This window comes from Microbacterium sp. X-17, from assembly GCF_039615055.1.
In genome coordinates this window covers 966,622-989,155 of record NZ_JBDHNI010000001.1, presented here as the reverse complement: position 1 = coordinate 989,155, position 22,534 = coordinate 966,622, and the positions used below count along the sequence as shown (strand labels likewise).

Genomic DNA, 22,534 nt, shown 5'->3' with positions numbered 1-22,534 from the left:
GTCTCCTCAACACGAAAGTATGGGTGTTAATCTACCCCCTGCTACGCGCTCGCCTGAAATGCAGCCACGCACCCACCCCGCCGAGGGCGAGGAGTGTGACGAAACCGGACATCAGACCGAACGGCAGCCAGAAGGCGGTGAGGACGCTCCATTGCGGCCAGAAGAACGATGTCCATGCTACAGGGCGTTCCGGGCTGAGCTTCGCGGGCGCCGGCGCGGCCTGGGCATCCGGCGCCTTCGGGACGGCCGTGGCGGGGGTCTCCGCCCGGCGGTGGATGTGGACCCACTGGGCCAGGTCGCCCATCGGGTTCGCGGTGACGTGCGGGACGGTCGCGGTCACCGCGGCCGCAGCGTCCAGCAGCCCGTACCCGTAGACCGGGCTCGGGACCGTCGTGACGCCGGTGGGCTTCCGCGCGGTGCGGATGATCCGGTTGATGACGTCCGGCGCCTTCAGCTCGGGATGCGCGGCCCGCACGAGCGCGACCGCCCCGGCGACCAGCGGCGCCGCCCCGCTGGTGCCCGCCCACTGCACGTAGCCTCCGCCCGGGTTCGCGCCGACCAGCTCCTCGCTCGGCGCGGACACGCCGATCGTGATGCCCTGCGACGACGCGTCGAAGGAGGCCTGCCCGGCCCGGTCGACGCCCGCGACGGTGAGGACGCCCGGGATGGTGGCGGGCGCACCGACCTCGGTCGTCCCGCTCCCCCGGTTGCCGGCCGCCGCGACGATCACCACGTCGTGCGAGAACGCGTACTGGAACGCGTCGTCCCAGCTCGTCGGCCAGTCGAGGGTGTTGCGGGTGAGCGAGATGTTGATGACGGAGGCGCCGCTGTCGACCGCCCAGCGCACCGCCTTCGCGATCTGGTCGTCGTTGTCGACGTTCCCGGTCGCCTTGCCGAGCGCCACGGAGGCGCTGAGGATACTCGCCTGCGGCGCCGCGCCCAGCACCCCGGTGTCGGGGCCGGTGCCGCGCCCGGCGAGCAGGGAGGCCACCCAGGTGCCGTGGTTCGCGGCGTCGCCGTCGCCCAGCGGCTTCTGGCCGTTCGCGGCGCCGACGCCGGACACGTCGGTGCCGTCGGTCACCGCGCCGGCCAGGTCCGGGACCGTGCCATCGACGCCGGTGTCGATCACCGCGACCTTCACGCCCGCGCCCTTGGTCGTCTGCCAGGCCTGGGCGAAGCCGTACTCGGTCAGCCAGTACTCCATGTCGCGCACCTGGTCGGCATGCGCGGGGGTCGCGGGAGCGATGCCGACCACGAGCGCGGCCGCGAGCGCCATCGCGCCCGCAGCCAGGGTGCGGCGGAGCCGGGTCAGCCGGCCTGGATGCGGCACTCGCACACCTCGGGCGACCACCCGCCCCGCGCGAGCGCCAGGTCGCCGATGGGGTTGACTCCGGGGCCGGCGGCGAGCGCGTGCGCCGCGAGCGCGTGGAGGCACTTGACGCGGGTCGGCATCCCGCCCGCCGAGACGCCGGCGAGCTCGGCCACGACGCCGACGGACTCGCGGTCGGCGAGGTACTGCTCGTGCGCGGCGCGGTACTGGTCGCGCACGTCCTCGTCCTCCGCCAGGAGGTCGTTGTACTCGTTCATCACCTGGGTGGCCTCCAGCTGCGACATCGCGGCGGTCGCGGCGGGGTGGCTCAGGTAGTAGAAGGTCGGGAACGGCGTGCCGTCGTCCAGCCGCGGGGCGGTCGAGACGACGGTCGGGCGGCCGCACACGCAGCGCGCGGCGATCCCGACGACGTTGCGCGCCGGGCGGCCGAGCTGCTCGCTCACGGCGGCGATGTCGGCGTCGGTGACTGGGTCGAACGGGGGTCTGGTCATGTCGTGCCTTGCGTTTCTGCGCTACTTGCTCGGTGCGGGAGTCGGGGTTGGGGCGGGCGCCGGCGTGTTGCCGAGCTGCGCCGGGGTGGCGTCGGTGAGCCCGGCGCCCATCAGCGAGCCGAACAGGGAGCCGACCCAGTCGGTGCGGGTCTTCTGGAGCTTGGAGCTCACCGGGGTGGTGTCACCCTTCGCCGCCGGGGCGCGGTCGTCGATGACCAGGTAGCTGGTCTCCCCCGGCATCACGTAGTACAGCCGGTCGCGGGCCTGCGCGCGGATGTAGCTCGGGTCGTTCCAGCGGGCGCGCTGCTCCTTGAGCGCGTCCACCTGCGCGGAGAGCTGCTGGACGGCCTTCTGCTGGTCCGCGATCTGCTGCCGCTGCGAGAGGTAGCCCTGCAGCGACGGCGCCAGGATGACGACGGCGAGCACGACGGCCCCCATCATCACGAGGGAGAAGGCGGAGAAGTGCAGGCCGCGCAGCCAGCGCCCGGTCGCCGTCGGCTGCTCGAAGGAGGCGGCGACGCGCTGCGTGCGCGGCTTCGGCATGGCCCCTCCTGCGGTTCTGGGCGGACGTGGAGGACCGGGCGTCCCCGCTGACAATCGTAGGCGATCCGCCCTGAGCGGCAGCCGCGCGGCCGGGGTGTCGCGGGGTGCTCAGTGCGCTGTCAGCATGACGACGAGCCGCACGGCGCCGACCGCGACCAGCCCGAGCCCGCCGAGCGTGAACACCAGCCCGATCGCCCGGGCGTCGCGCGGCCGGAACCGTTCGCGCGCATCCCGGTCGGCGAACAGCGCCGCCGCCCGCTCGGGCCGCCGCAGCAGGTACGCCCCGAACACCACGAACAGCCCCGCCAGCAGGAGGAACACCCCCAGCGGCACAACCTCCCCCGAAACCCCCACCCCCACATCCTCCCAGCTACGACGAAGGGTGAGTAGTCGCGGAAATCCGTGACGGATAACCGCGATTACTCACCCTTCGGCGGTAGGTCAGCCCTGGAAGCGCGGGAAGGCGGTGCGGCCGGCGTAGACGGCGGCGTCGCCGAGCTCCTCCTCGATGCGGAGGAGCTGGTTGTATTTGGCGACGCGCTCGGAGCGGGCCGGGGCGCCGGTCTTGATCTGGCCGGCGTCGGTGGCGACGGCGAGGTCGGCGATGGTGGTGTCCTCGGTCTCGCCGGAGCGGTGCGAGAGCACGGCGGTCATGCCACTGCGCTGGGCCAGCGACACCGCGTCGAGCGTCTCCGTGAGGGTGCCGATCTGGTTGACCTTCACCAGGATGCTGTTCGCGGCCTTGGCCTTGATGCCCTGGGCGAGGCGCTTCGGGTTGGTGACGAAGAGGTCGTCGCCGACGAGCTGCAGCTTGCCGCCGAGCTCGGCGTTGAGGAGGGTCCAGCCCTCCCAGTCGTCCTCGGCCAGCGGGTCCTCGATGGAGACCAGCGGGTAGTTCGCCGCCAGCTCCTGGTAGTAGGCGCTCATCTCGGCCGCGGTGCGGTTCTGGCCCTCGAAGCGGTAGACGCCGTTCTCGAAGAACTCGGTGGAGGCCACGTCGAGACCGAGCGCGATCTGCGAGCCGACGGTGAAGCCGGCCTTCTCGATGGCCTCGGAGATGAGGTCGAGCGCCGCGCGGTTGTGCTCCAGCTCGGGGGCGAAGCCGCCCTCGTCGCCGAGGCCGGTGTTGAGGCCCTTCGACTTCAGCAGCGACTTGAGCGAGTGGTAGGTCTCCACGCCCCAGCGCAGGCCCTCGGAGAAGGTCTCGGCGCCGATGGGGAGGACCATGAACTCCTGGATGTCGACGCCGGTGTCGGCGTGGGCGCCGCCGTTGATGATGTTCATCATCGGGACCGGGAGGACGTGCGCGTTGGGGCCGCCGATGTAGCGGAACAGCGGCAGGTCGGCGGAGTCGGCCGCGGCCTTGGCGACGGCGAGGCTGACGCCGAGGATCGCGTTGGCGCCCAGGCGCTTCTTGTTGTCGGTGCCGTCGAGCTCGATCATCGCCTCGTCCACCAGGCGCTGGTCGCTGGCCTCGAAGCCCTCGATCGCCGGGCCGATCTCGTCGAGGACCGCGTCGACGGCCTTCTCGACGCCCTTGCCGAGGTAGCGGTCCTTGTCGCCGTCGCGAAGCTCGTAGGCCTCGAAGGCGCCGGTGGAGGCGCCGGACGGGACGGCGGCACGGCTGACCGTGCCGTCCTCCAGCAGCACCTCGACCTCGACGGTCGGGTTGCCACGGGAGTCGAGAATCTCGCGAGCGCCTACAGCTTCGATCTGAGCCACAACAGTCTCCTTGGTGGTTTTCGTGGGTGTCCGAATCAGTCTAGTGACGTCGGGTTAACGGCATTAACGGGGTGGCGGGATGCTTGCGACAAATGGCGCGGGAGCGCGGGCTGCGCCACCGGGCTATCACGCCGCTCCGCTCCCGGCATCCGCACCGGAGCGAATCCTTCGGATGAGAATCGCCGGCGCGCCCCCGCCTTGCGCCGGATTCGCGCGCCATCCCCTTGCGAAACACTGGAAATGCAGTATGTCAAGCATTTCCGATCGTAAGGAGATCCAATGAACAACCAGTCAGACGAGAACACACGACCCGACACCGGCGGCCCCGCGCCCGGCATGTCGCGGAGGTCGGTCGCGGCCACCGCCGCGTGGAGCGTACCGGCCGTCGCGCTCTCCGTGGCGTCGCCGGCGCACGCCACCAGCCCGTCGCCCTCCATCGAGATCACCGGAACGCCGCGCAGCGTGGCCTCCGGCTCGATCGTCATGGGCGCGACGGTGGTCGCAGCCGGGAACGAGCGCGCGGAGGTCCGGGTCGTGCTGTCGGCGGGCTTCGCCTGGGTCGACGGCGTCACCACGACGCTGCGCGTCATCGGCATCGGCCCCGGCGTGCACGAGGTCCCCGCGTTCACCACGAGCGGCGCCCCCTCAGCCGCCAGCGGCATCTTCGCCGAAAGCGCCGGCGCCAACGCCTGGTCGCCGATCGGGATCGTCGTCGGGGTCTACGAGCTGTCCGTGCTCGGCGCGATGGGGATCATCTGCCGCGGACCGGACGAGTTCCGGGCCGACCTCTCCGTGACCGTGCCCCGCGGTGTGCGTCCGGCGACGATGGAGTACCGCTTCTACCCGACCGTCGTCGACGGCAAGATCGGCACGCGCCTGACCCTGGTGGAGGACGACATCCGCGCGTACACCACGCAGCGCTACGCCGTGGTCCACGTCGAGGACCTCGGCAACGGCGAGGAGCGGCTGTTCCTGAGCTGCCGCGGCGACGCGCACACGGAGAACGTCGCCACCGCGGGGTACCGGTGGCCGATCCGTGCCACCTGGCCGGACGGCACCGAGTCGGTGGTCGAGTTCCCCATCCTGCATCAGCACCGCGGCAGCGACGGACGCCCGGTGGCGATCAACGCCTGGGACTACACGACCTCCGGCCTCCCCGGGTACGACTCGACTCTGTGCTCGCAGGCGGCGTGGGGCAACGTGGTGCGCGCGGACACCCTCGCGACACTCGACGGCAACTGGTTCCACGTCGATGCTCTGGACTCCGGCCGGAGGGCGACCGACGGTAACGACGAGACCACGCTGGTCTACTACCAGTTCGTGCACGAGGACGGCACTCCCGCCTCCGTCACCCCGAAGCCGAAGGCCGCGGTCATCCCGAGCCACTCGGGCGAGATCAGCGTGCGAGGCGTGCTGCTCGGCGCGCCGGAGCACCTCGGCCGCGCGTTCACCCTGGACAAGCCCGGGTACTGGAGGCTGTTGGGCTGGCCGCAGTCGAACAACTCGCGGGCGGGCCTCGGCATCACTCCGGACGGCGTGGCCTGGAACCCGGCGAGGGATCCGGGCCATCAGATCGGCTCGGTTTTCTGGAAGCTCCCGCGCGCGGCCGGGAGCTGAGCCGCAGCCGCTAGGACAGCGGCTTGAACTCCAGCGCGGCGGCGTCCGCGGTCTCCGGTCCGACGAACGCGAACGACCGGAACCCGGCCGCCGCCGCGCGGTCCAGCACGCCCTTGAGGTTCTTCGCGCGCCGGTCGAGCCGCACCCGGCGGCCGGAGGCCACCAGCTCGGACTTGATCGCCATCAGCCGGTCGAGCGGGACGCTCGGGTCGTGGACGAGCACCACGGTGTCGAGGGCGTCGTCCTCGGGGACGTCGATCAGGTCGACCACGCGCTCGAAGCCGATCGAGAACCCGCACGCCGGGACGTCCGTGCCGAGGAAGCGGCCGATCATCCCGTCGTAGCGGCCGCCGCCGCCCACCGAGCTGCCGGAGCCCGGGTGCGCGATCTCGAAGATCGTGCCGGTGTAGTAGCCCATCCCGCGCACCAGGGTGGGGTCGAACCGCAGCGCCACGCCCTCCGGGAGGGTGTCGAGCGCGTGCGCGAGCGACTCCAGGGCGGCCACAGCGTCGGTGTCGATCCCTTCGGGCAGGATGCCGGAGATGGCCTCGACGGTCAGCTCGACGCCGCCCTCGGCGAGGTGCGGCTCCAGCGCGGCGAGGATGCCGCCGAGCACGGCCGCGGAGTCCGCCCCGCCCTCGCTGAGCTCGGCGACCACGCCCTCCGCGCCGATCTTGTCGAGCTTGTCGATCGAGATCAGCACCTGCGGCCACCGCGCCTCGGCGAACCCGCAGTACTCCAGCAGGCCGTTCAGGATGCGGCGGTCGTTGATCCGGATGGTGCAGCCGGTCAGGCCGAGCGCCTCCAGGGCGGCGGCGGTCGCGGTGATCAGCTCGACCTCCGCGAGCTGCGAGCCCTCACCGATGATGTCGATGTCGCACTGGACGAACTGGCGGTAGCGGCCCTTCTGCGGCCGCTCGGCACGCCAGACCGGGGCGATCTGGATGCTGCGGAAGACGGGAGGCAGCTCGGCACGGTGGGTGGCGTAGAAGCGGGCCAGCGGCACGGTGAGGTCGAAGCGGAGGCCGAGGTCGCAGAGCGCGAGGGTGTCCCCCGACTCGATCGCGGCGCGCAGGTCGTCGCCGCCGAGGCCGCGCTTGAGCACGCTGAAGGCGAGCTTCTCGTTGTCGCCGCCGAGGCCCGAGTGGAGGCGCGCGACGTCCTCGACGACCGGGGTCTCGATCTCGTCGAAGCCGTGCGCGGCGAAGCTCCGGCGGATCACACCGAGCGCATGCTCGCGGCGGGCCTTCTCGGCGGGGAGGAAGTCGCGCATGCCGCGGGGCGGGGTGATCGGGGAAGCCATGCGACGATTCTTCCAGATGGAGGGGTCGGGATGCCGCCCCTCCGATGCCGCCCGGGGGGATCGCGGGAGGGACCGCCGGAGTCGTAGACTTCCCCCGTTGCCACCCTGATGTCGTGCCGACCCCGCGCGATGCGGTGGTGTCCCAGTGAGGACCTGGCATGAGCCGCAGTCGTCCGACCACGTCGGCTGCGTTGCCAGACACACGACAACGCGTCCGCCCCGGACCGGGATGATTGCGCCGCCGGCCGGCGCCGTCGGTCCCGATCGGCGGCCCGGGTCCCCCGGCGGGCGCGCTGCCGGCTTGACCGCGTCTATCCGCCGCCCGGCTCCGGTCAGGTGATGATTCGGGATGCTCCTATCGACGCGAGTACGACGGTGTGAGAATCTTCCGCGCATCGCGCATCGCGCGGGTGCGTGCCCTCCAGAAGAAGTGCCGGGCGCGCTCAGCCTTCAGAACCGGGTTGATCGGCTCGCGAAGCAGGTCGCCCTCGCCGTGGGAGATCATCGTGCGGAACAGTTCGTGCGCGGGCGGGATTCGATCCGCCGGAGCCGCAGCGAGCATGCGCACCAGAAGACGACGATCGTTGTACGGTGTGAACGCCTCCTGCGCGATGTCCCATTCGAGCTGGCTCTGCGCCTGCCACGTCCCCAGCTGGTGCTCCCAGTGGAACAGCAGGTCCATGTCCCAGCCGAGCTCACGGGAGACGGGAAGGGTCGCGTCGAACCAGTGCTGCATCGACTCCATAATGAACGGCACGGTGTCCCAGTGCGGAATGATGCGGGTGATGTCTGTCACCGACCGGATGTCAAGCGGCAGCCCGTCGATGTTGTAGTAGCACCGGACCAGTTCTGCGATGTTGCCCTTGACACCGACGAACTCGGACGGGAACGCGCGCGTGAGGCCGTACGCGATCGTCGCATCGTTCGGATGCGCCATCGGCGAGTTCGCTTTGTATCGCTCCACGAACTCCGCCGGTGGCGGCGTCTTGGCATCGAAGATGTGGTGCTCGTGCTCGAGGCGCCCCAGGAGCGAGGCTGGAATGGTGAGATCCGGCGACCCGTCCCCGAGCCACCGGTAGAGCATGGTGTACGTCCAGATCCCGTCCAGTTGCGCGCTGGCGGCCGCGAGGAGCGATCGCGAATCCTGACCGGCGGTGACAGGGAGCGCGAGCTTGAAGCGCTCCTTCGCTGCGGCGATCTGCGCGCGGAGCATTTCGAAGGACTCAGCGGCGACCTCGGCAGTGGGCGTCCCACCGATCGTGAGCGGCTCGACCGGCCAGTAGCGCTCGTGCACACGCTCCGCGGCCTTCAGCACGTGGTTGGGAACAAGCCGGTCGACGCCGTCGAACAGTGTCGTGTCGGCCGTGAGGTGGTCCTCGCGCACATTGATCCCGTAGTGCGAGCCGATGTACTCGCGATACCGCTTCCCACGGCCGACCGGTGCGACGAGCGCCAGCAGATTCGACTGCGACGCGACGTGGAACCCGTCCACGAATGTGTACTCGGCTGTCCGCAGGCCGCAGGGGTCGTGCATGACCTCGATCTCGTCGCCGTCGAAGACGAACAGGACGAAACGGCCGGACAGATCTGAGAACGCCGGCCACCACTTTCCGTCTTTTCGGGACGCCGCCAGTGTCGCCAGGAGGTCGGCGTCCGTCGCCTTCGGCCGATCGCGGTCGATCGCGAACCCGAGCAGCAGCAGCGTCACGCCGGTCTTTGCGTCCTCGTGAACGGTGACACCCAGTTCCGGATGGCTGTACAGCGTGTGGCCCCCGGGCATGGAGCGAACAGGCCAGCCGGGAAGCTCATCGGTGCTACCCGAGGTCAGCAGGAACTGGCGTCGAAAGGCCAGAATGTCGTAGGTTTCCATAGACCGCTTAGCATAGCGACTCAGGCATCCAAAATCTCCACAGTGGTATTGACATTTCCACCCTGATCGGCCGACAGACCACCTCAGGCCGTGTGATGGCGCCCGAGCGGGATCACCAACGGCGTGTCGGTGACGGGATCGGGCACGATCACCGACGTGACGCCGAACACGTCGTGTACGAGGTCGGCGGTGACCACCTCCACAGGGTCGCCCGACGCGACGATCGACCCCGCCCGCATCGCCACCAGGTGGTCGGCGTAGCGCGCGGCGAGGTTCAGGTCGTGCAGCACCATGACCACCGTCGTGCCGCGCGCCGCGTTCAGGTCGAGCAGCAGGTCGAGCACGTCGAGCTGGTGGCTGATGTCGAGGAACGTGGTCGGCTCGTCCAGGAGCAGGATGCCGGTCTGCTGCGCGAGCGCCATCGCGATCCAGACACGCTGGCGCTGGCCGCCGGAGAGCTCGTCGATCGCTCGGTCCGCCAGCTCGGCGACGCCGGTCGCGGTCATCGCCTCCTGGACGGCCGTGTCGTCCTCCGCCGTCCAGCGCCGGAACCAGCCCTGGTGCGGGTAGCGGCCGCGCGAGACGAGGTCGGCCACGGTGATCCCGTCGGGCGCGGTGGGCGTCTGGGGCAGCAGGCCGAGCCGGGTGGCGACCTCCTTGGTGGGCAGCGACCGGATGTCCGCACCGTCGAGCAGCACGCTGCCGGAGGCCGGGGCGAGCAGGCGGGACAGCCCGCGCAGCAGTGTCGACTTGCCGCAGGCGTTCGGCCCGACGATCGCCGTGACGCGGCCGGGCGGGACGTCCAGGTCGAGGCCGTCCACGACGACGCGGCCCTCATAGGCAAGGGTGAGGTCGCGCGCGGCCAGGGTCTGTTCGGTCATGCGAGTGTCCACTTCTCTCAGCCTCCCCGGCCGACGCGGTTGGTCCTGGTGAGCTGCCAGAGCAGGTAGGGCGCCCCGACGATCCCGGTCACGACGCCGACCGGGAACACGACGCCGGGCACGGCGAACTGGGCGACGGCGTCGGACAGCACGAGTACGAGTGCGCCGACGAGCGCCGCGGGCAGGAGGGCGAGCGAGCCTCGTCCCACGAGCCGGCGTGCGACGGGGGCCGCCAGAAGCGCGACGAACGCGATCGGCCCCGCGACGGACACGGCGACGGCGGCGAGCGCCACCCCGACGCCGATGCTCACGATGCGCGTGCGCTCGGGGCGCACGCCGATCCCGGCCGCCAGGTCGTCGCCGAGCCCGAGCGCGGCGAGCGGCCTCCCGACCAGCAGCGCCGCGGGGACGAGCACGACGGCGGAGACCGCCAGCACGGCCAGCGACGTGCCGTCCACGCTGTTCAGGCTGCCGGTGATCCAGACCAGCGCCTGCTGCACGTCGCGCAGGTCGGCGCGGGTGAGCACGTAAGAGACGATCCCCGCACAGACCGCGGCGAAGCCGATCCCGACCAGGACGAAGCGGTAGCCGCTCACCCCGTTCCGCCAGGCGAGCAGGTAGATCAGCACGGCGGCGACCAGCGTGCCGGCGAGGACGACTCCGGAGAGCGCGAGGCCGGTGATCCCGAACCAGACCAGGGCGATGGCGCCGGTCGCGCTCGCGCTGGTCGTGATGCCGATGATGTCCGGGCTGGCGAGCGGGTTGCGGGCGACCGACTGGAACAGCGCGCCGGACAGGCCGAGGCACGCGCCGACCAGCACCGCGGCGAGCAGGCGCGGCAGCCGGAGGTCGAGGATGACGAACGACGTGAGCCGGTCGGCGCGGCCGACCAGGGCGGCGAGCACGTCGGAGGGCGCGACGCCGGCGTCCCCGAGCGTGAGCGACACGGCCGAGACCAGGACGACGAGCACGGTGAGCACCAGGGAGACCCGGAGCGCGCGGGCGTGCCGGTTGCGGCGGTCGAGGGCGACGCTCGATGCGACCGGGGATGCCGCGGTCTGCGCGCTCACAGCCCCACCGGCTTCCTGCGCCGCACGAGCGCGATGAACAGCGGCGCCCCGACGAACGCCATCACGATCCCGACCTGCAGCTCCCCCGGCGGCGCGACGACGCGGCCGATCACGTCGCAGGCGATCAGCAGCGCGGGCGCGATCACGGCGGAGAAGGCGAGGATGCGGCGGTAGTCCGCGCCGACGACCCAGCGGGCGGCGTGCGGCACGACGAGCCCGACGAACGCGATCGGGCCGACCGCGGCAGTGGCCGACCCGCAGAGCAGCACGATCGCGACGGCTGACAGCGCCCGGGCGAGGCCGACCCGCTGGCCGAGGCCGCGCGCCACGTCGTCGCCGAGTGCGAGACCGTTGAGCAGCCTCCCGAGCCCCAGCGCGAGCACCGCGCCGACGAGCAGCGTCGGCAGCACCTGCCAGAGCACGTCGAGGCCGGGTCCGGCGAGCGAGCCGACCTGCCAGAACCGCATCTGGTCGAGCGAGACTCGGCTGGTGAGCATGACCGCGGTGATGAGCGAGCCGAGCGCCGCGGAGACCGCCGCTCCGGCGAGCGCGAGCTTGACCGGCGTCGCGCCCTCCCGGCCCACCGCGGACACCGCGTAGACCAGTCCCGCGGCGAGCGCCGCCCCCGCGAAGGCGAACCAGACGTACCCGGACACGGTCGTGACGCCGAGGAACGCGATCGCCACGACGACCGCCAGCGACGCGCCGAAGTTCACCCCGAGGATGCCGGGATCGGCCAGCGGGTTGCGCGACAGCCCCTGCATCACCGTGCCGGCCAGGCCCAGCGCGAGCCCGGCGGCGAGGCCGAGCAGCGTGCGCGGGAGGCGGCTGCCGACGACCACGAGGGAGTCGGGGTCGCTCCCCGAGTAGCGCGTCAGCGCGTGCAGGACGTCGGCCGGCGCGATCGTCCGGGCGCCGACCATGAGGCTGAGCACGCACACAGCCAGGAGGACGACCACCGCGATCAGGAAGCCCAGGAGGGTACGCCGGCGCCGCCGGACGTGCGCGGGGACCTCCCCGGCACGCCCGGCGGGCGCGGTGGCGACACCGGTCGGCATCGGCGGGCTACTTGACCTTCGCGGCTGCGGCGGCGAGCTGCGGCACGTAGCGGTCGAGCATCCACGGGATGCTGAGCACGCTGGGCGCGCTGGTGGCGGCGACGAACGACTCGCCGACGATCGGCGCGAAGCGGCCCTCCTTCACGGCGGGCATGGCGGCGACCAGCGGGTCGGCGGTGAACGCATCGACCGAGGACTGCGTGTCGAAGTACATGACGAGCAGGTCGGTGTCGATCTTCGACAGGTTCTCGTAGCTGAGCTGGTAGAAGAAGCTGCCGTCGCCCTTCGAGGGGTCGAGGGAGACGATGCTCGGCGAGTTCTTCATCCCGAGGTCGTTCAGCAGCTGCACCCGGGGGTCCTCCGCGCGGTAGACGTTGAGCACGCCCGGCTGGTTGGCGGCGGCGTAGAAGAAGGTCTTGTCCTTGATCGCGGGGTTCTTGTCGGCCAGGGCGGCGACGGAGGACTCGGTCTTCTTCACGAGCGCGTCGGCCTGGGACGTCATCCCGAGCGCCTTGCCGACGATGGCGGTCTGGTCGCGCCAGCTCGTCGCCCACGGCTTCTCCGGGTACGCGACGACCGGCGCGATCTTGCTGAGCGTGTCGAACTCGGTCTGCGTGAGGCCCGAGTATGGGGCCAGGATGACGTCGGGCTTGGCCTTCACGAACTGCTCGAACGGCACCTCGCCGGAGTCGGCGTCGAGGAGTTGCGGGGTCTTCCCCTTCAGGGCCGCGATCTTCTCGGCGTCCCACGGCAGGACGCCCTTCGCGTCGCCGCCGTAGCTGAACTTCGGCATCGCGACCGGGACGACGCCGAGGGCGAGCGCGATGTCCTGCGCGCCCCAGCCCCAGGTCGCGACGCGCTTCGGGGCCGCGTCGATGGTGGTCGTGCCGAGCGCGCTGTCGATCGTCACCGGGAAGCTGCCGCCCGAGCCCGAGGACGAGGGTTCGTCAGCCTGTCCTCCCGCCGAACAGCCGGTGAGGACGAGGGCGGCCGCGGAGGCGACGGCGGCGAACGACAGGACCAGGCGTGAGCGGGCGGAAACGGGCATGACTCTCCTCAGGAGGGTGCCGATGGCACGGAGTGGGAAGCGTGCCGACGTGGCACGTTAGGTAAGCCTAACCTAAACCGATGCTTCCTGCTCGCGGATCTCCCCCTGCAGCTCGCGGAGCGTCGAACGCAGCGCGCGCTCGGCGTCCAGGCCCTGCGCCTTCGCCGACGCGACGATGGCCAGCAGCAGCGGCCCCAGCTCGTCCTCGCTCTCCACCTGCACGCCACCCGACTCGCTCAGGTCGATCAGGCCGACCTTCTCGGCCCGGCCCAGCAGCTTGTCGGCCAGCGCGAGGGAGGGCATGGCCTGCGGGATGCCGTCCAGCACGCTGGTGCGGCCCGGCTTCTCGGCCTTCTTGAGGTCGTCCCAGAACCCGACGACGTCGTCCGCGGTCTCCGCCGTGCGGTCGCCACCGAAGACGTGCGGGTGCCGGCCGACCATCTTGCGGGTCATGTTCTCGGCGACGTCCTGGATGTCGAAGTCCTCGCCCGGGGTGTGCGCGGCGATGTCCGCGTGGAACAGCACCTGGTAGAGCACGTCGCCGAGCTCCTCCAGCATCTCGTCGCGGTTCCCCGTCTCGATCGCCTCGATCAGCTCGTAGGTCTCCTCGATGAGGTACTGCACCAGCGACTCGTGCGTCTGGGCGGCGTCCCACGGACAGCCGCCGGGAGCGCGCAGCTGCGCCATCACGGCGACGAGCTCGTCGAGTCTGGTGGGCGCCGCGTCGGTCATGGGATGCTCCTCCCGTCGGGGACAGGTTCATCCTCTCACCGGAACCGATCGGTAGACTGGGATCACTGGTGTGCCGGGAAGTCTGGTCGGCGAATTCGTTCCTCCCTTCCGCGCGTCGGCGCGAGATTGGCCACCGATGAGCATCATCCGCTCCGAGCGCACCGCCGCCGGGCTCCTGCTGGGCGCCGCCGCGCTCGGCCTCCTGCTGGCGAACACCGCGATCGGTCCGGCCCTGCTCGACCTCCAGCACGCCCACCTCGGCGGCGGCCTCGTGGACCTGAGCGTCGGGCACTGGATCAGCGACGGACTGCTCGCGGTCTTCTTCTTCATCGTGGCGGTCGAGCTCAAACATGAGCTGGTGGCCGGCGAGCTCAACTCGGTCGCGAAGGCCGTCCACCCGGCGATTGCGGCGGCGTGCGGCGTGGCCGTGCCTGCGCTGATCTACCTCGCGATCACGGCGGGCTCCGGCCTGTCGGACGGCTGGCCGATCCCGACCGCGACCGACATCGCCTTCGCGCTCGGCGTGCTCGCGGTGTTCGGGCGCGGGCTGCCGAACCGGCTGCGGGTGTTCCTGCTGGCGCTCGCGGTGCTGGACGACCTGGTGGCGATCCTGATCATCGCGGTGTTCTTCACGACGGACCCGAACCTGCTGGAGCTCGGCGCGGCCGCGGTGGTCGTGGTCGCGTTCGGGCTGCTCAGCCGGATGCTGCGCGGGAGGCTGCGCTGGCCCATCGGGGTGCTGATGGTGCTGCTGGCGGTGCTGACCTGGTGGCTCGTCTACGACTCCGGTGTACACGCCACGATCGCGGGCGTCGCGCTCGGGCTGGTCATGGCGCGGGCGCCCGGCCGTCGCACCGCGCACGCGCTGGAGCCGTGGTCGAACGGGCTGATCCTGCCGCTGTTCGCGTTCTCTGCCGCGCTCGTCGTCATCCCGGCGGTGTCGCCCGCAGAGCTGTCGCCGGCGTTCTGGGGAATCCTGGTCGCGCTCCCGGTAGGAAAGCTGGTCGGGATCGCGCTCGGCGGGTGGCTCGGGTCGTTCACGCGGCCGAAGGCGGAGCGTGCACGCATCCCCGTGCTCGGCCTGGTGACGGTCGGGGCGCTGGGCGGCATCGGCTTCACCGTGTCGCTGCTGATGAACGAGCTGGCGTTCGCGGGCTCGGCCACCGTGCGCGCGGAGGGCACCCTCGCGGTGCTGCTCGGCTCGGCGGTGTCGATCGTGCTCGCCGGGGCGCTCGTCACCACGCTCGCGCGCCGCAACCGCCGCCTCCACCCGCACGCGATTCGTGCCGAATCGCGCGAATCGACGCGCGAAACGCCACATTCGTGACGAATCCCGCGAATCCAGGTGCGACGACATTCGTGCCGAATGGCGCGAATCGGCGCGCGAGACGCGCCATTCGGCACGAATCGCGGCGCGTCAGCGCAGGAGGGCGGGGAGGGTGATCGCCGCTGCGAGGAGGAGCAGAGTGACGACGCCGATGGCGATGCCGCCGGGGTGGCCGAGGTTGAGCGTCACACCCACGCCGAAGCGCTTCGGGACGAAGAGCGCCGGGTCGGCGGAGTTGACGTAGATCAGGCCGCCCTTCCAGTGGCGGTCGTCGTCGCGCGGGTCGACGGCGTCGCGGGCGGCGCTCGGCGCGGTCGCCCCGCCTCCGACGGGCACCGCGGCTCGGGCGGCACGCGTCCCGTTGACGAGCCGGAGGGCGTAGACGCCGATCACCACGAAGATCACCACCAGCAGCGCCACCGTGACGATGCCGATCCCGGCGCTCGGCTGATTCGAGCCGTCGTGCAGCCAGCCGATCACGGACAGCGCGGCGATCGCGGCGGACACGACGAACGCCATCCAGCCGAGCAGCGACTGGGTCAGCTCGGCCTGCAGCGCCGCGATCCGCTCGGCGACCTCCGGCGACTCTCCCCCACCGCGTCGCCACGGGACGGCGCGGAGCACGAACGCGATCCCGACCATCAGGGCGAGCACTCCGAACGCGATCAACAGCGGCCCGAACACGGCCAGCACCGTCTTCTCCGCGAAGCGGTCCGGCTGGCCGCTCGCGTTCCAGTGCACCGCGATGGACGCCGGCAGGCTGTCGTACAGCGCGACACCGACCGCCCCGGCCGCCAGCAGCGCCACCAGCGCGGCCACGAACCAGCCGAAGGCCGGCTGCGGGCGCGCGCCGGAGTCCGGCGTGAGGCTGCCGCTGATCCGCACCGGCGCGTCGTCCAGCCAGCCGCCTACGCGCTTGGCCGCCTGGATGCTCCGGCGGCACAGCACGTAGCCCGCAATGGAGCCCGCCAGCAGGACCAGCGTCGCGACGAGCGCGGGCGCGGCGGGACCGACCGGGATGACGAGCGCGGCCGCGACGAGCGCGACGACATAGGAGGCCACGACGACGACACGGAAGCGCCGGATCGCGGCGACCACGACCGGGTCGGCCACGCGACTGCGCGGCACCAGCACGCCGAGCGGCAGGGTGGTGCGGCTCATCGCGGGCAGCATCAGGAGGATCGCAGCGGTCAGCGTCGTCACGGCGAAGGTGCTCAGCAGGACGGCGGTCATGGGGTGTTTCCTTTCCTGTCCCCGGCGCCAGGTTCGGCGCCGGGCTGTTCCGCGGCATCGTGCTGCGCGCTGGCCTGGTCGAACAACCAGGCGATGGCGGAGGTGCGAGACTCCAGCTCCGACCGCTCCACGCCGTGGGCGATGCCCTCCGCGATCAGAGCGCTCAGCCGCGCCGACCAGTCCGAGAGGAACCGCTCGTCCGGCGGCCCGCTGGCGGCGTCGCGCGCGATCACCGAGCCGGAGCGCCGGCTGGTGCGCACGATGCCCTCGGCGCGGAGCGCGTCGTACGCCTTGACGACGGTCGCGGCGTTGATCCCGAACCGCACGGCGAGCTGCCGCACGGAGACGAGCGCGTCGCCCTCGCGCAGCTCACCGCGCGCGATGGCGTCGATGACGCGATCGTGCAGCTGCTGGTAGAGCGGCGTCTCCGCCGTGGGATCGAGCTCGATGCGCACGCGACGCCCTCCCATCTGTATCGGTAGCTATAGTACAGCCGATACAGAACCGCGAGCAATTCCGGAGACCCGGCCGCGTGGCGCCGCGATGTCCGTACGAACGGGCATCCGTAGGGCGTGTCACGCGAAGTCTCCGGAGTTGGCGGCGGCGCTGGCAACTCCGGAGACTTCGCGACGGCGACCCCGGAAATCACCGTAACTCCGGAGATCGCGGCCGAACGGGCGGAGATCTCCGGAGTTACGGGAGGGCGCGAAGCGTGTCAGGCGGCGGGTTCGGTCGCCGGCTCCGGGGTCGGGAACAGGGCGCCGAGCAGGCTGCCCACCCACTCGATCAGGCCCGCGTCGTCCAGCGCCTCGCCGTTCACCCGCGGCAGCGGGACCGTCGCGACCTTGGGCGCGGCGTGGTACTTCGACCCCGGGTACATGCGCTGCAGGCGCACCTGCAGGGAGTCCGGGAGCAGCGCGGGCGCCAGGCGCAGGTTGGAGCCCATCGCCACGACCTCCCCCAGGCCGGCCTTCTGGGCGGCCCGGCGCAGGCGCGAGACCGCGATCAGGTTCACCACGGGCTGAGGAGGCTCGCCGTAGCGGTCGGCCAGCTCCTCCAGCACCAGGTCGATCTGGCCGTCCTTCGCGGCGGGCGAACTCGCGGTGGACAGCTTCTGGTAGGCCTCCAGGCGCAGCCGCTCGCTGTCGACGTACTCCTCGGGGATGTGCGCGTCGACCGGCAGCTCCAGGCGCAGTTCGGTCTGGCCCTCGGCGACCTCGCCGCGGAACGTGGAGACGGCCTCCCCGATCATCCGGAGGTACAAGTCGAAGCCCACGCCGGCGATGTGGCCGGACTGCTCGCCGCCCAGCAAGTTGCCCGCGCCGCGGATCTCCAGGTCTTTGAGCGCGACCTGCATGCCGCTGCCGAGGTCGTTGTTCGCCGCGATCGTGGACAGCCGGTCGTGCGCCGTCTCGCTGAGCGGCTTGTCCTCGTCCCAGAGGAAGTACGCGTACGCCCGCTCGCGGCCACGCCCGACCCGGCCGCGGAGCTGGTGGAGCTGGCTCAGCCCGTACTTGTCGGCGCGGTCGATGATGATCGTGTTGGCGTTGGAGATGTCGAGGCCCGTCTCGATGATGGTGGTCGAGACGAGCACGTCGAACTTGCGCTCCCAGAAGTCGACCACGACCTGCTCCAGCGCGTGCTCGTTCATCCTGCCGTGCGCGACGGCGATCCGGGCCTCCGGCACGAGCTCCGCCAGCTTGGCGGCCGTCGCCGAGATGGACCCGACCCGGTTGTGCACGAAGAACACCTGGCCCTCCCGCAGCAGCTCGCGCCGGATCGCGGCGGCGACCTGCCGCTCGGAGTACGGCCCGACGAACGTGAGGATCGGGTGCCGGTCCTCCGGCGGGGTGGCGAGCGTCGACATCTCGCGGATGCCGGTGACCGCCATCTCCAGGGTGCGCGGGATCGGCGTCGCGCTCATCGCCAGGATGTCCACGTTGGTCTTCAGCTTCTTCAGCTGGTCCTTGTGCTCGACGCCGAAACGCTGCTCCTCGTCGATGATCACAAGGCCGAGGTCCTTGAAGGTGACGCCCTCCGCGAGGATGCGGTGCGTGCCGATCACGACGTCCACGGTGCCGTCGGCCATGCCGCGCAGGGTCTCGCGCGCCTCCTTGTCGGTCTGGAACCGGCTGAGCTGGCGCAGGTGGATCGGGAAGCCGGCGAACCGCTCCTGGAACGTCTCGGCGTGCTGCTTCACCAGCAGCGTGGTCGGCACGAGCATGGCGACCTGCTTGCCGTCCTGCACCGCCTTGAACGCCGCCCGGATCGCGATCTCGGTCTTGCCGAAGCCGACGTCGCCCGAGATGAGCCGGTCCATCGGGATCGGCCGCTCCATGTCGGCCTTCACCTCGTCGATGGTCTGGAGCTGGTCGTGCGTCTCCGCGAACGGGAAGGCCTCCTCCAACTCGCGCTGCCACGGGGTGTCCGGCCCGAAGGCGTGGCCCTTGCTGGCCATGCGCGCCGAGTAGAGCTTCACGAGCTCCACGGCGATGTCGCGCACGGCACGACGGGCCTTGCCCTTCGCCGCCGACCAGTCGCTGCCGCCCATCTTGGACAGCTGCGGGGCCTCGCCGCCGACGTAGCGGGTGAGGAGGTCGAGCTGGTCGGTCGGGACGAACAGCTTGTCGCCCGGGTAGCCGCGCTTGGACGGCGCGTACTCCAGCACCAGGTACTCGCGCTTGGACTTCACCGCGTTGCGGCCGCCGCTGGAGACCTCCCGCTGGGTCAACTCCACGAACTTGCCGATGCCGTGCGTCTCGTGCACGACGTAGTCGCCGGGCTTCAGCGCCAGCGGGTCGACCACGTTCTTGCGCCGGGTGGCGAGCTTCTTGACCTGGCGCGACTCGTAGCCGACCGAGCGGCCGTAGAACTCGCTCTCGCCGATCAGCGCGAGCTTCTCCTCCGGGAACTCGAAGCCGTGCTCCACGTTCGCGCGCAGCAGGTAGGCGACGCCGGGCTCCGGGCTCTCCGGGAAGGAGTCGACCGGGCGCGCGGGCAGCTCGGCCTCCGACAGCACCTGCGCGGCACGCTCGACCAGGCCGGCGCCCTCGGCGACGATGGCGACCCGCCAGCCCTCGCGCAGCCGCTGGGCGACGTGCTCGACGGCGCCGGTGACGTTGCCCGCGAAGCTGGGCACGGCCTCCGCGGCGACGCGCACCTGGAGGTACTCCTCGACCTCGCGCTCCAGCAGCGGCTCGTCGGCGGCGTCGGCCTGGAAGCCGGAGAAGGTCCACCACGGATGGTCCAGAGCGGGCTGCCCTGGCCGGCTGAACTTCACCGAGTCCTTGAGCTTCTGCAGGGTGAGGAAGTCGCCGGCCGCGAGGTCGATCGGGGCCGCGGCGCCCACGGTGGCGGCGCTCCAGGCGGCGGACAGGAACTCCCGGTTGGTCTCGGCGAGGCTCACCGCGCGCGAGGCGACGCGCTCGGGCGACAGCACCGCGACGGCCGCGCCGTCCGGGAGGTAGTGCGTGAGCGGCACCAGCCGGTCCACGAGCGCGGGCGCGAGCGACTCCATGCCCTCCACCGGGATGCCCTCGCCGATCTTCGCGAGCATCGCCGACAGGCTCGGGAACTCGTGCTCCATCTCGCGGGCGCGCTGACGCACCGGCTCGCTCAGCAGCAGCTCGCGGCTCGGCGGGAGGATCACGGCGGGGATCGGCTCGGGCAACGAGCGCTGGTCGGCGACCGAGAACGCCCGGATCTGCTCGACCTCGTCGCCGAAGAAGTCGACGCGGTAGGGGTGCTCGGCGGTCGGCGGGAAGACGTCGAGGATGCCGCCGCGCACCGCGAACTCGCCGCGGCGGGTGACCATGTCGACGCGGGCGTAGGCGAGGTCCACGAGCTGGAGGGACAGCCCGCCCAGGTCGAAGCCGCGGCCTCCCGCGGTCAGCTCCACGGTGCCGTAGTCGGTGAGGTTGTCGGCCAGCGGCTGCAGGGCGGCGCGCACCGAGGCGACGAGCACGAACGGATGGGAGGCCTCCCCCGCCTCGCGGGCGGCCGACCAGTCGGCGAGCCGGCGCAGGGCGAGGAGCCGCTTGCCGACGATCTCGGGGCTGGGACTCAGGCGCTCGTGCGGCAGCGTCTCCCAGGCCGGGAACTCCACGATCTCGGCGTCCGGGAGCACGCACGGCAGGGCGGCGCGCACGGACTCGGACTCGCGGCCGGTCGCCGTGATGACGAGCACCGCCTCGGAGGAGCCGGACGCGGCGCGCTTGCCGATGAGGCCGGCGAGGAGCGGCACCCGGAGGCCGTCGGTGAGCGAGAAATCGGCGTCGCGACCCGCATAGGCCAGAGCGTCGGCGTACGTGGAGGCGCGCTGAAGCGCCGCGATCAAGCCCTGCAGTATCACTCGGGAGAGTCTACGCGGGGCTGCCGACAGCGCGATCGGGCACGGGGACGAGCTCACCGCGGTCGCCGAGGGTCGCCCAGCGCGCCGGCTCGACGGTCGCGGCGGCCGCGATCGCGCCGGGGAGGCTCCGGGAGCTCAGCAGGAGGCCGGCGTGCGACGGGCGCAGCGCGTCCGGGGCCGTGAGGACCTCCAGAGCGGCGAACCCGTCCAGGCGTGCGGCCCCCGCCTTCACGCAGGCCTCCTTGGCGGTCCACGCCAGCCGGAAGGCGCGCGCCGGGTCCACGGCCGCAGCCACGAGGGTGCGCTCTGCCGGAGTCAGCGCGTCGGCGAGATTCACCTCGCCCTCCGCCTCGACGTCCACGCCGAGACGCGACGGCGACGTCCCGGCGGCCACCCAGCCGGCGGCGTGCGACCAGCTCACGTGGCGGCCGGCGACCGGGAGCGGGAGGCCGTGCTCGCCGCCGCAGACCTCGCAGCGCTGACGCAGGTCGGCGGGCGCCGCACGAAGCAGGTGCGCGGCGAGCAGGCGGGCGGCGGTGAAGTCGTCCCGGTCCGCCGGCGAGCGCAGCCTCGCCAGCCGGGACTCCGCGGCGGCTCCGAGCGGCGCAGGCGGGACGGCGGCCAGCACCTGCCGAGTCGATGCCACGACGACCGCGCTCTGCTCCATCCGCTCAGGCTAGCCGCGTCAGATCCAGCCGCGTCAGATCCACCCTTCGAGCGCCTCCATGAACCCGTCGTGGTCGTCGCGGTTGATGACGTGGCCGCTGCCCTTCACCACGCGGACATCGAAGCCGGTGTCGCGCAGGCGCTCGGCGATGTGCGGCTTCACCAGGTAGGAGTTGTCGGCCAGCATCACCAGCGACGGCACCGCCATGTGCTCGGGCGCCCGCATCACGCTCGGCACGAGCACGGCCGGGATGGCCGCGCGGTCGAACGACTTGAACGTCTCGACCTCGATCGCGACATCCGCCGGGTCCCAGCGCGGGTTGCGCTTGGCGATGCGCGCGGCGGACTGCCGGGCGAGCGTCTTCAGGAAGGCCGGCGCCAGCATCCTCTGAAACCAGTTGGCGGCCGGGCAGGAGAAGGCGGGGTCGATGTAGACCGCGCGCTCCGGGTGCAGGCGGTCGACGGCGAGGCTCACGGTGAGACCGCCGAGCGAGTGGCCCATCACGAGCTCCGGGGCGTACGGGACGGTGTCGACGATGTCCTCCGCCATCAGCTCGGGGGTGTACTCGTCGGTGCGCGGACTGTGACCGTGGCCGCGGAGGTCGACGGCGACCACGTGGTAGCCGCGCTCGGCGAGCACGGGGCCGACCCGGCGCCAATTGCGCGAGTCCGACATGACGCCGTGGACGAGGACCGCGTACCGGTCTCCTGCGCCCCACTCGCGCGTGTACAACTTCATGGTCTGCGACGGTACCGTGTCGCCCTGGGCCGACGCCCCACGTCAGCTACGCTCTGGCTGAACGTCCGGCGTGAGTCGCCGGGGAGGGGGACCACGATGAGCTTTCAACCGCAGCCGGTCTACGGCCCGCCCGGCTACTACGCCGCGCCGCCCGCCCCACCCCGGCCGAGGACGCTCGGCGCGTTCTCGATGGGCATCGCGCTCGGCGTCTTCGTGCTGTCGGTGGTGGCCTCGGTGTACATCGGGATGACCGCGGGACCGGTCACGCACAGTATCGCGAGCTCCTCGGCAGGCGGCTCGTCGCACCTCTCGTCTGGGCAGATGGCTGCGTTCGCGCCGATCGGGATCGTGACGGCGGCGCAGATGATCTTCGGGACGGTGCTCGGCATCCTTGCGCTCGTGCTCGGGATCATCGCGGTCGCAACGAAACGCGGTCGCGCGTTCGGCGTCGTCGGCATCGCAGTGGCGACCGCCGCGCCCGTCGTGTCGTTCATCGTCTACACGGCCACGCTGACAGCGTCGGTCCCCCACGCCTAGCGCCGAGGGGCAGGCG

General features: G+C 71.6%; 20 protein-coding genes. 3 read left to right on the top strand and 17 right to left on the bottom strand.

From position 1 onward, the window contains the following. Positions 1-31: 31 nt before the first annotated feature. From ABCS02_RS04810 to eno, 5 genes are all read right to left on the bottom strand, one after another. Positions 32-1,276 (bottom strand): S8 family serine peptidase, encoded by a 1,245-nt coding sequence (locus ABCS02_RS04810; protein ID WP_345835167.1) that lies wholly within the window; start codon positions 1,274-1,276, stop codon positions 32-34. Between the two features lie 32 nt (positions 1,277-1,308). Further along, entirely contained in the window at positions 1,309-1,821 is a 513-nt protein-coding gene (locus ABCS02_RS04805; RefSeq protein ID WP_345834458.1) for a DUF501 domain-containing protein, read from the bottom strand. Positions 1,822-1,842: 21 nt separating this feature from the next. Continuing rightward, the gene (locus tag ABCS02_RS04800; protein ID WP_345834457.1) at positions 1,843-2,364 is read right to left on the bottom strand and encodes a septum formation initiator family protein; all 522 of its coding nucleotides are present in this window, start codon (positions 2,362-2,364) and stop codon (positions 1,843-1,845) included. A 108-nt stretch (positions 2,365-2,472) separates the two neighbouring features. Continuing rightward, positions 2,473-2,718 (bottom strand): hypothetical protein, encoded by a 246-nt coding sequence (locus ABCS02_RS04795; protein ID WP_345834456.1) that lies wholly within the window; start codon positions 2,716-2,718, stop codon positions 2,473-2,475. An 87-nt stretch (positions 2,719-2,805) separates the two neighbouring features. Continuing rightward, positions 2,806-4,086 (bottom strand): phosphopyruvate hydratase, encoded by a 1,281-nt coding sequence (gene eno, locus ABCS02_RS04790; protein ID WP_345834455.1) that lies wholly within the window; start codon positions 4,084-4,086, stop codon positions 2,806-2,808. A 279-nt stretch (positions 4,087-4,365) separates the two neighbouring features. Here eno and ABCS02_RS04785 point away from each other — a divergent pair, with 279 nt between their 5' ends. After that, the gene (locus ABCS02_RS04785) at positions 4,366-5,703 is read left to right on the top strand and encodes a hypothetical protein (RefSeq protein ID WP_345834454.1); all 1,338 of its coding nucleotides are present in this window, start codon (positions 4,366-4,368) and stop codon (positions 5,701-5,703) included. A 10-nt stretch (positions 5,704-5,713) separates the two neighbouring features. Here ABCS02_RS04785 and hisS read toward each other — a convergent pair whose 3' ends face one another. From hisS to ABCS02_RS04750, 7 genes are all read right to left on the bottom strand, one after another. Beyond that, complete coding sequence (gene hisS, locus ABCS02_RS04780; RefSeq protein ID WP_345834453.1) at positions 5,714-7,006, bottom strand: histidine--tRNA ligase; 1,293 nt, start codon at positions 7,004-7,006, stop codon at positions 5,714-5,716. Between the two features lie 355 nt (positions 7,007-7,361). Further along, entirely contained in the window at positions 7,362-8,876 is a 1,515-nt protein-coding gene (locus ABCS02_RS04775; RefSeq protein WP_345834452.1) for a hypothetical protein, read from the bottom strand. 83 nt (positions 8,877-8,959) lie between these two features. Beyond that, a complete protein-coding gene (locus tag ABCS02_RS04770; protein ID WP_345834451.1) occupies positions 8,960-9,757 on the bottom strand; it encodes an ABC transporter ATP-binding protein in 798 nt (265 codons plus the stop codon). Between the two features lie 17 nt (positions 9,758-9,774). Continuing rightward, complete coding sequence (locus ABCS02_RS04765) at positions 9,775-10,827, bottom strand: iron chelate uptake ABC transporter family permease subunit (RefSeq protein WP_345834450.1); 1,053 nt, start codon at positions 10,825-10,827, stop codon at positions 9,775-9,777. Further along, entirely contained in the window at positions 10,824-11,885 is a 1,062-nt protein-coding gene (locus ABCS02_RS04760) for an iron chelate uptake ABC transporter family permease subunit (protein WP_345834449.1), read from the bottom strand. The genes ABCS02_RS04765 and ABCS02_RS04760 overlap by 4 nt, the downstream gene beginning before the upstream one ends. 7 nt (positions 11,886-11,892) lie before the next feature. After that, complete coding sequence (locus ABCS02_RS04755) at positions 11,893-12,933, bottom strand: iron-siderophore ABC transporter substrate-binding protein (protein ID WP_345834448.1); 1,041 nt, start codon at positions 12,931-12,933, stop codon at positions 11,893-11,895. Positions 12,934-13,005: 72 nt separating this feature from the next. Next, the gene (locus ABCS02_RS04750) at positions 13,006-13,665 is read right to left on the bottom strand and encodes a MazG family protein (RefSeq protein WP_345834447.1); all 660 of its coding nucleotides are present in this window, start codon (positions 13,663-13,665) and stop codon (positions 13,006-13,008) included. Positions 13,666-13,801: 136 nt separating this feature from the next. Here ABCS02_RS04750 and ABCS02_RS04745 point away from each other — a divergent pair, with 136 nt between their 5' ends. Next, on the top strand, positions 13,802-14,992 hold the full coding sequence (locus ABCS02_RS04745; protein WP_345834446.1) for a Na+/H+ antiporter NhaA: 1,191 nt from the start codon (positions 13,802-13,804) through the stop codon (positions 14,990-14,992). 90 nt (positions 14,993-15,082) lie between these two features. On the opposite strand, the gene ABCS02_RS04740 is transcribed toward ABCS02_RS04745, so the two are convergent. The 5 genes from ABCS02_RS04740 to ABCS02_RS04720 all read right to left on the bottom strand — a co-directional run bounded on the left by ABCS02_RS04740 (position 15,083) and on the right by ABCS02_RS04720 (position 21,981). Further along, the gene (locus ABCS02_RS04740) at positions 15,083-16,225 is read right to left on the bottom strand and encodes a DUF1648 domain-containing protein (RefSeq protein WP_345834445.1); all 1,143 of its coding nucleotides are present in this window, start codon (positions 16,223-16,225) and stop codon (positions 15,083-15,085) included. Next, positions 16,222-16,695, bottom strand: a complete 474-nt coding sequence (locus ABCS02_RS04735) for a GntR family transcriptional regulator (RefSeq protein ID WP_345834444.1) — start codon at positions 16,693-16,695, stop codon at positions 16,222-16,224. Before ABCS02_RS04735 ends, ABCS02_RS04740 begins: the two co-directional genes overlap by 4 nt. 245 nt (positions 16,696-16,940) lie before the next feature. After that, positions 16,941-20,576 (bottom strand): transcription-repair coupling factor, encoded by a 3,636-nt coding sequence (mfd, locus tag ABCS02_RS04730; RefSeq protein WP_345834443.1) that lies wholly within the window; start codon positions 20,574-20,576, stop codon positions 16,941-16,943. A gap of 10 nt (positions 20,577-20,586) precedes the next feature. Continuing rightward, positions 20,587-21,243 carry a 4'-phosphopantetheinyl transferase superfamily protein gene (locus ABCS02_RS04725; RefSeq protein ID WP_345834442.1) on the bottom strand — a complete coding sequence of 219 codons (657 nt, stop codon included), beginning with the start codon at positions 21,241-21,243 and terminating at the stop codon, positions 20,587-20,589. 33 nt (positions 21,244-21,276) lie between these two features. Next, positions 21,277-21,981 (bottom strand): alpha/beta hydrolase, encoded by a 705-nt coding sequence (locus ABCS02_RS04720; protein ID WP_345834441.1) that lies wholly within the window; start codon positions 21,979-21,981, stop codon positions 21,277-21,279. A gap of 96 nt (positions 21,982-22,077) precedes the next feature. Here ABCS02_RS04720 and ABCS02_RS04715 point away from each other — a divergent pair, with 96 nt between their 5' ends. Further along, positions 22,078-22,518, top strand: a complete 441-nt coding sequence (locus ABCS02_RS04715; RefSeq protein WP_345834440.1) for a hypothetical protein — start codon at positions 22,078-22,080, stop codon at positions 22,516-22,518. Positions 22,519-22,534: the final 16 nt, after the last annotated feature.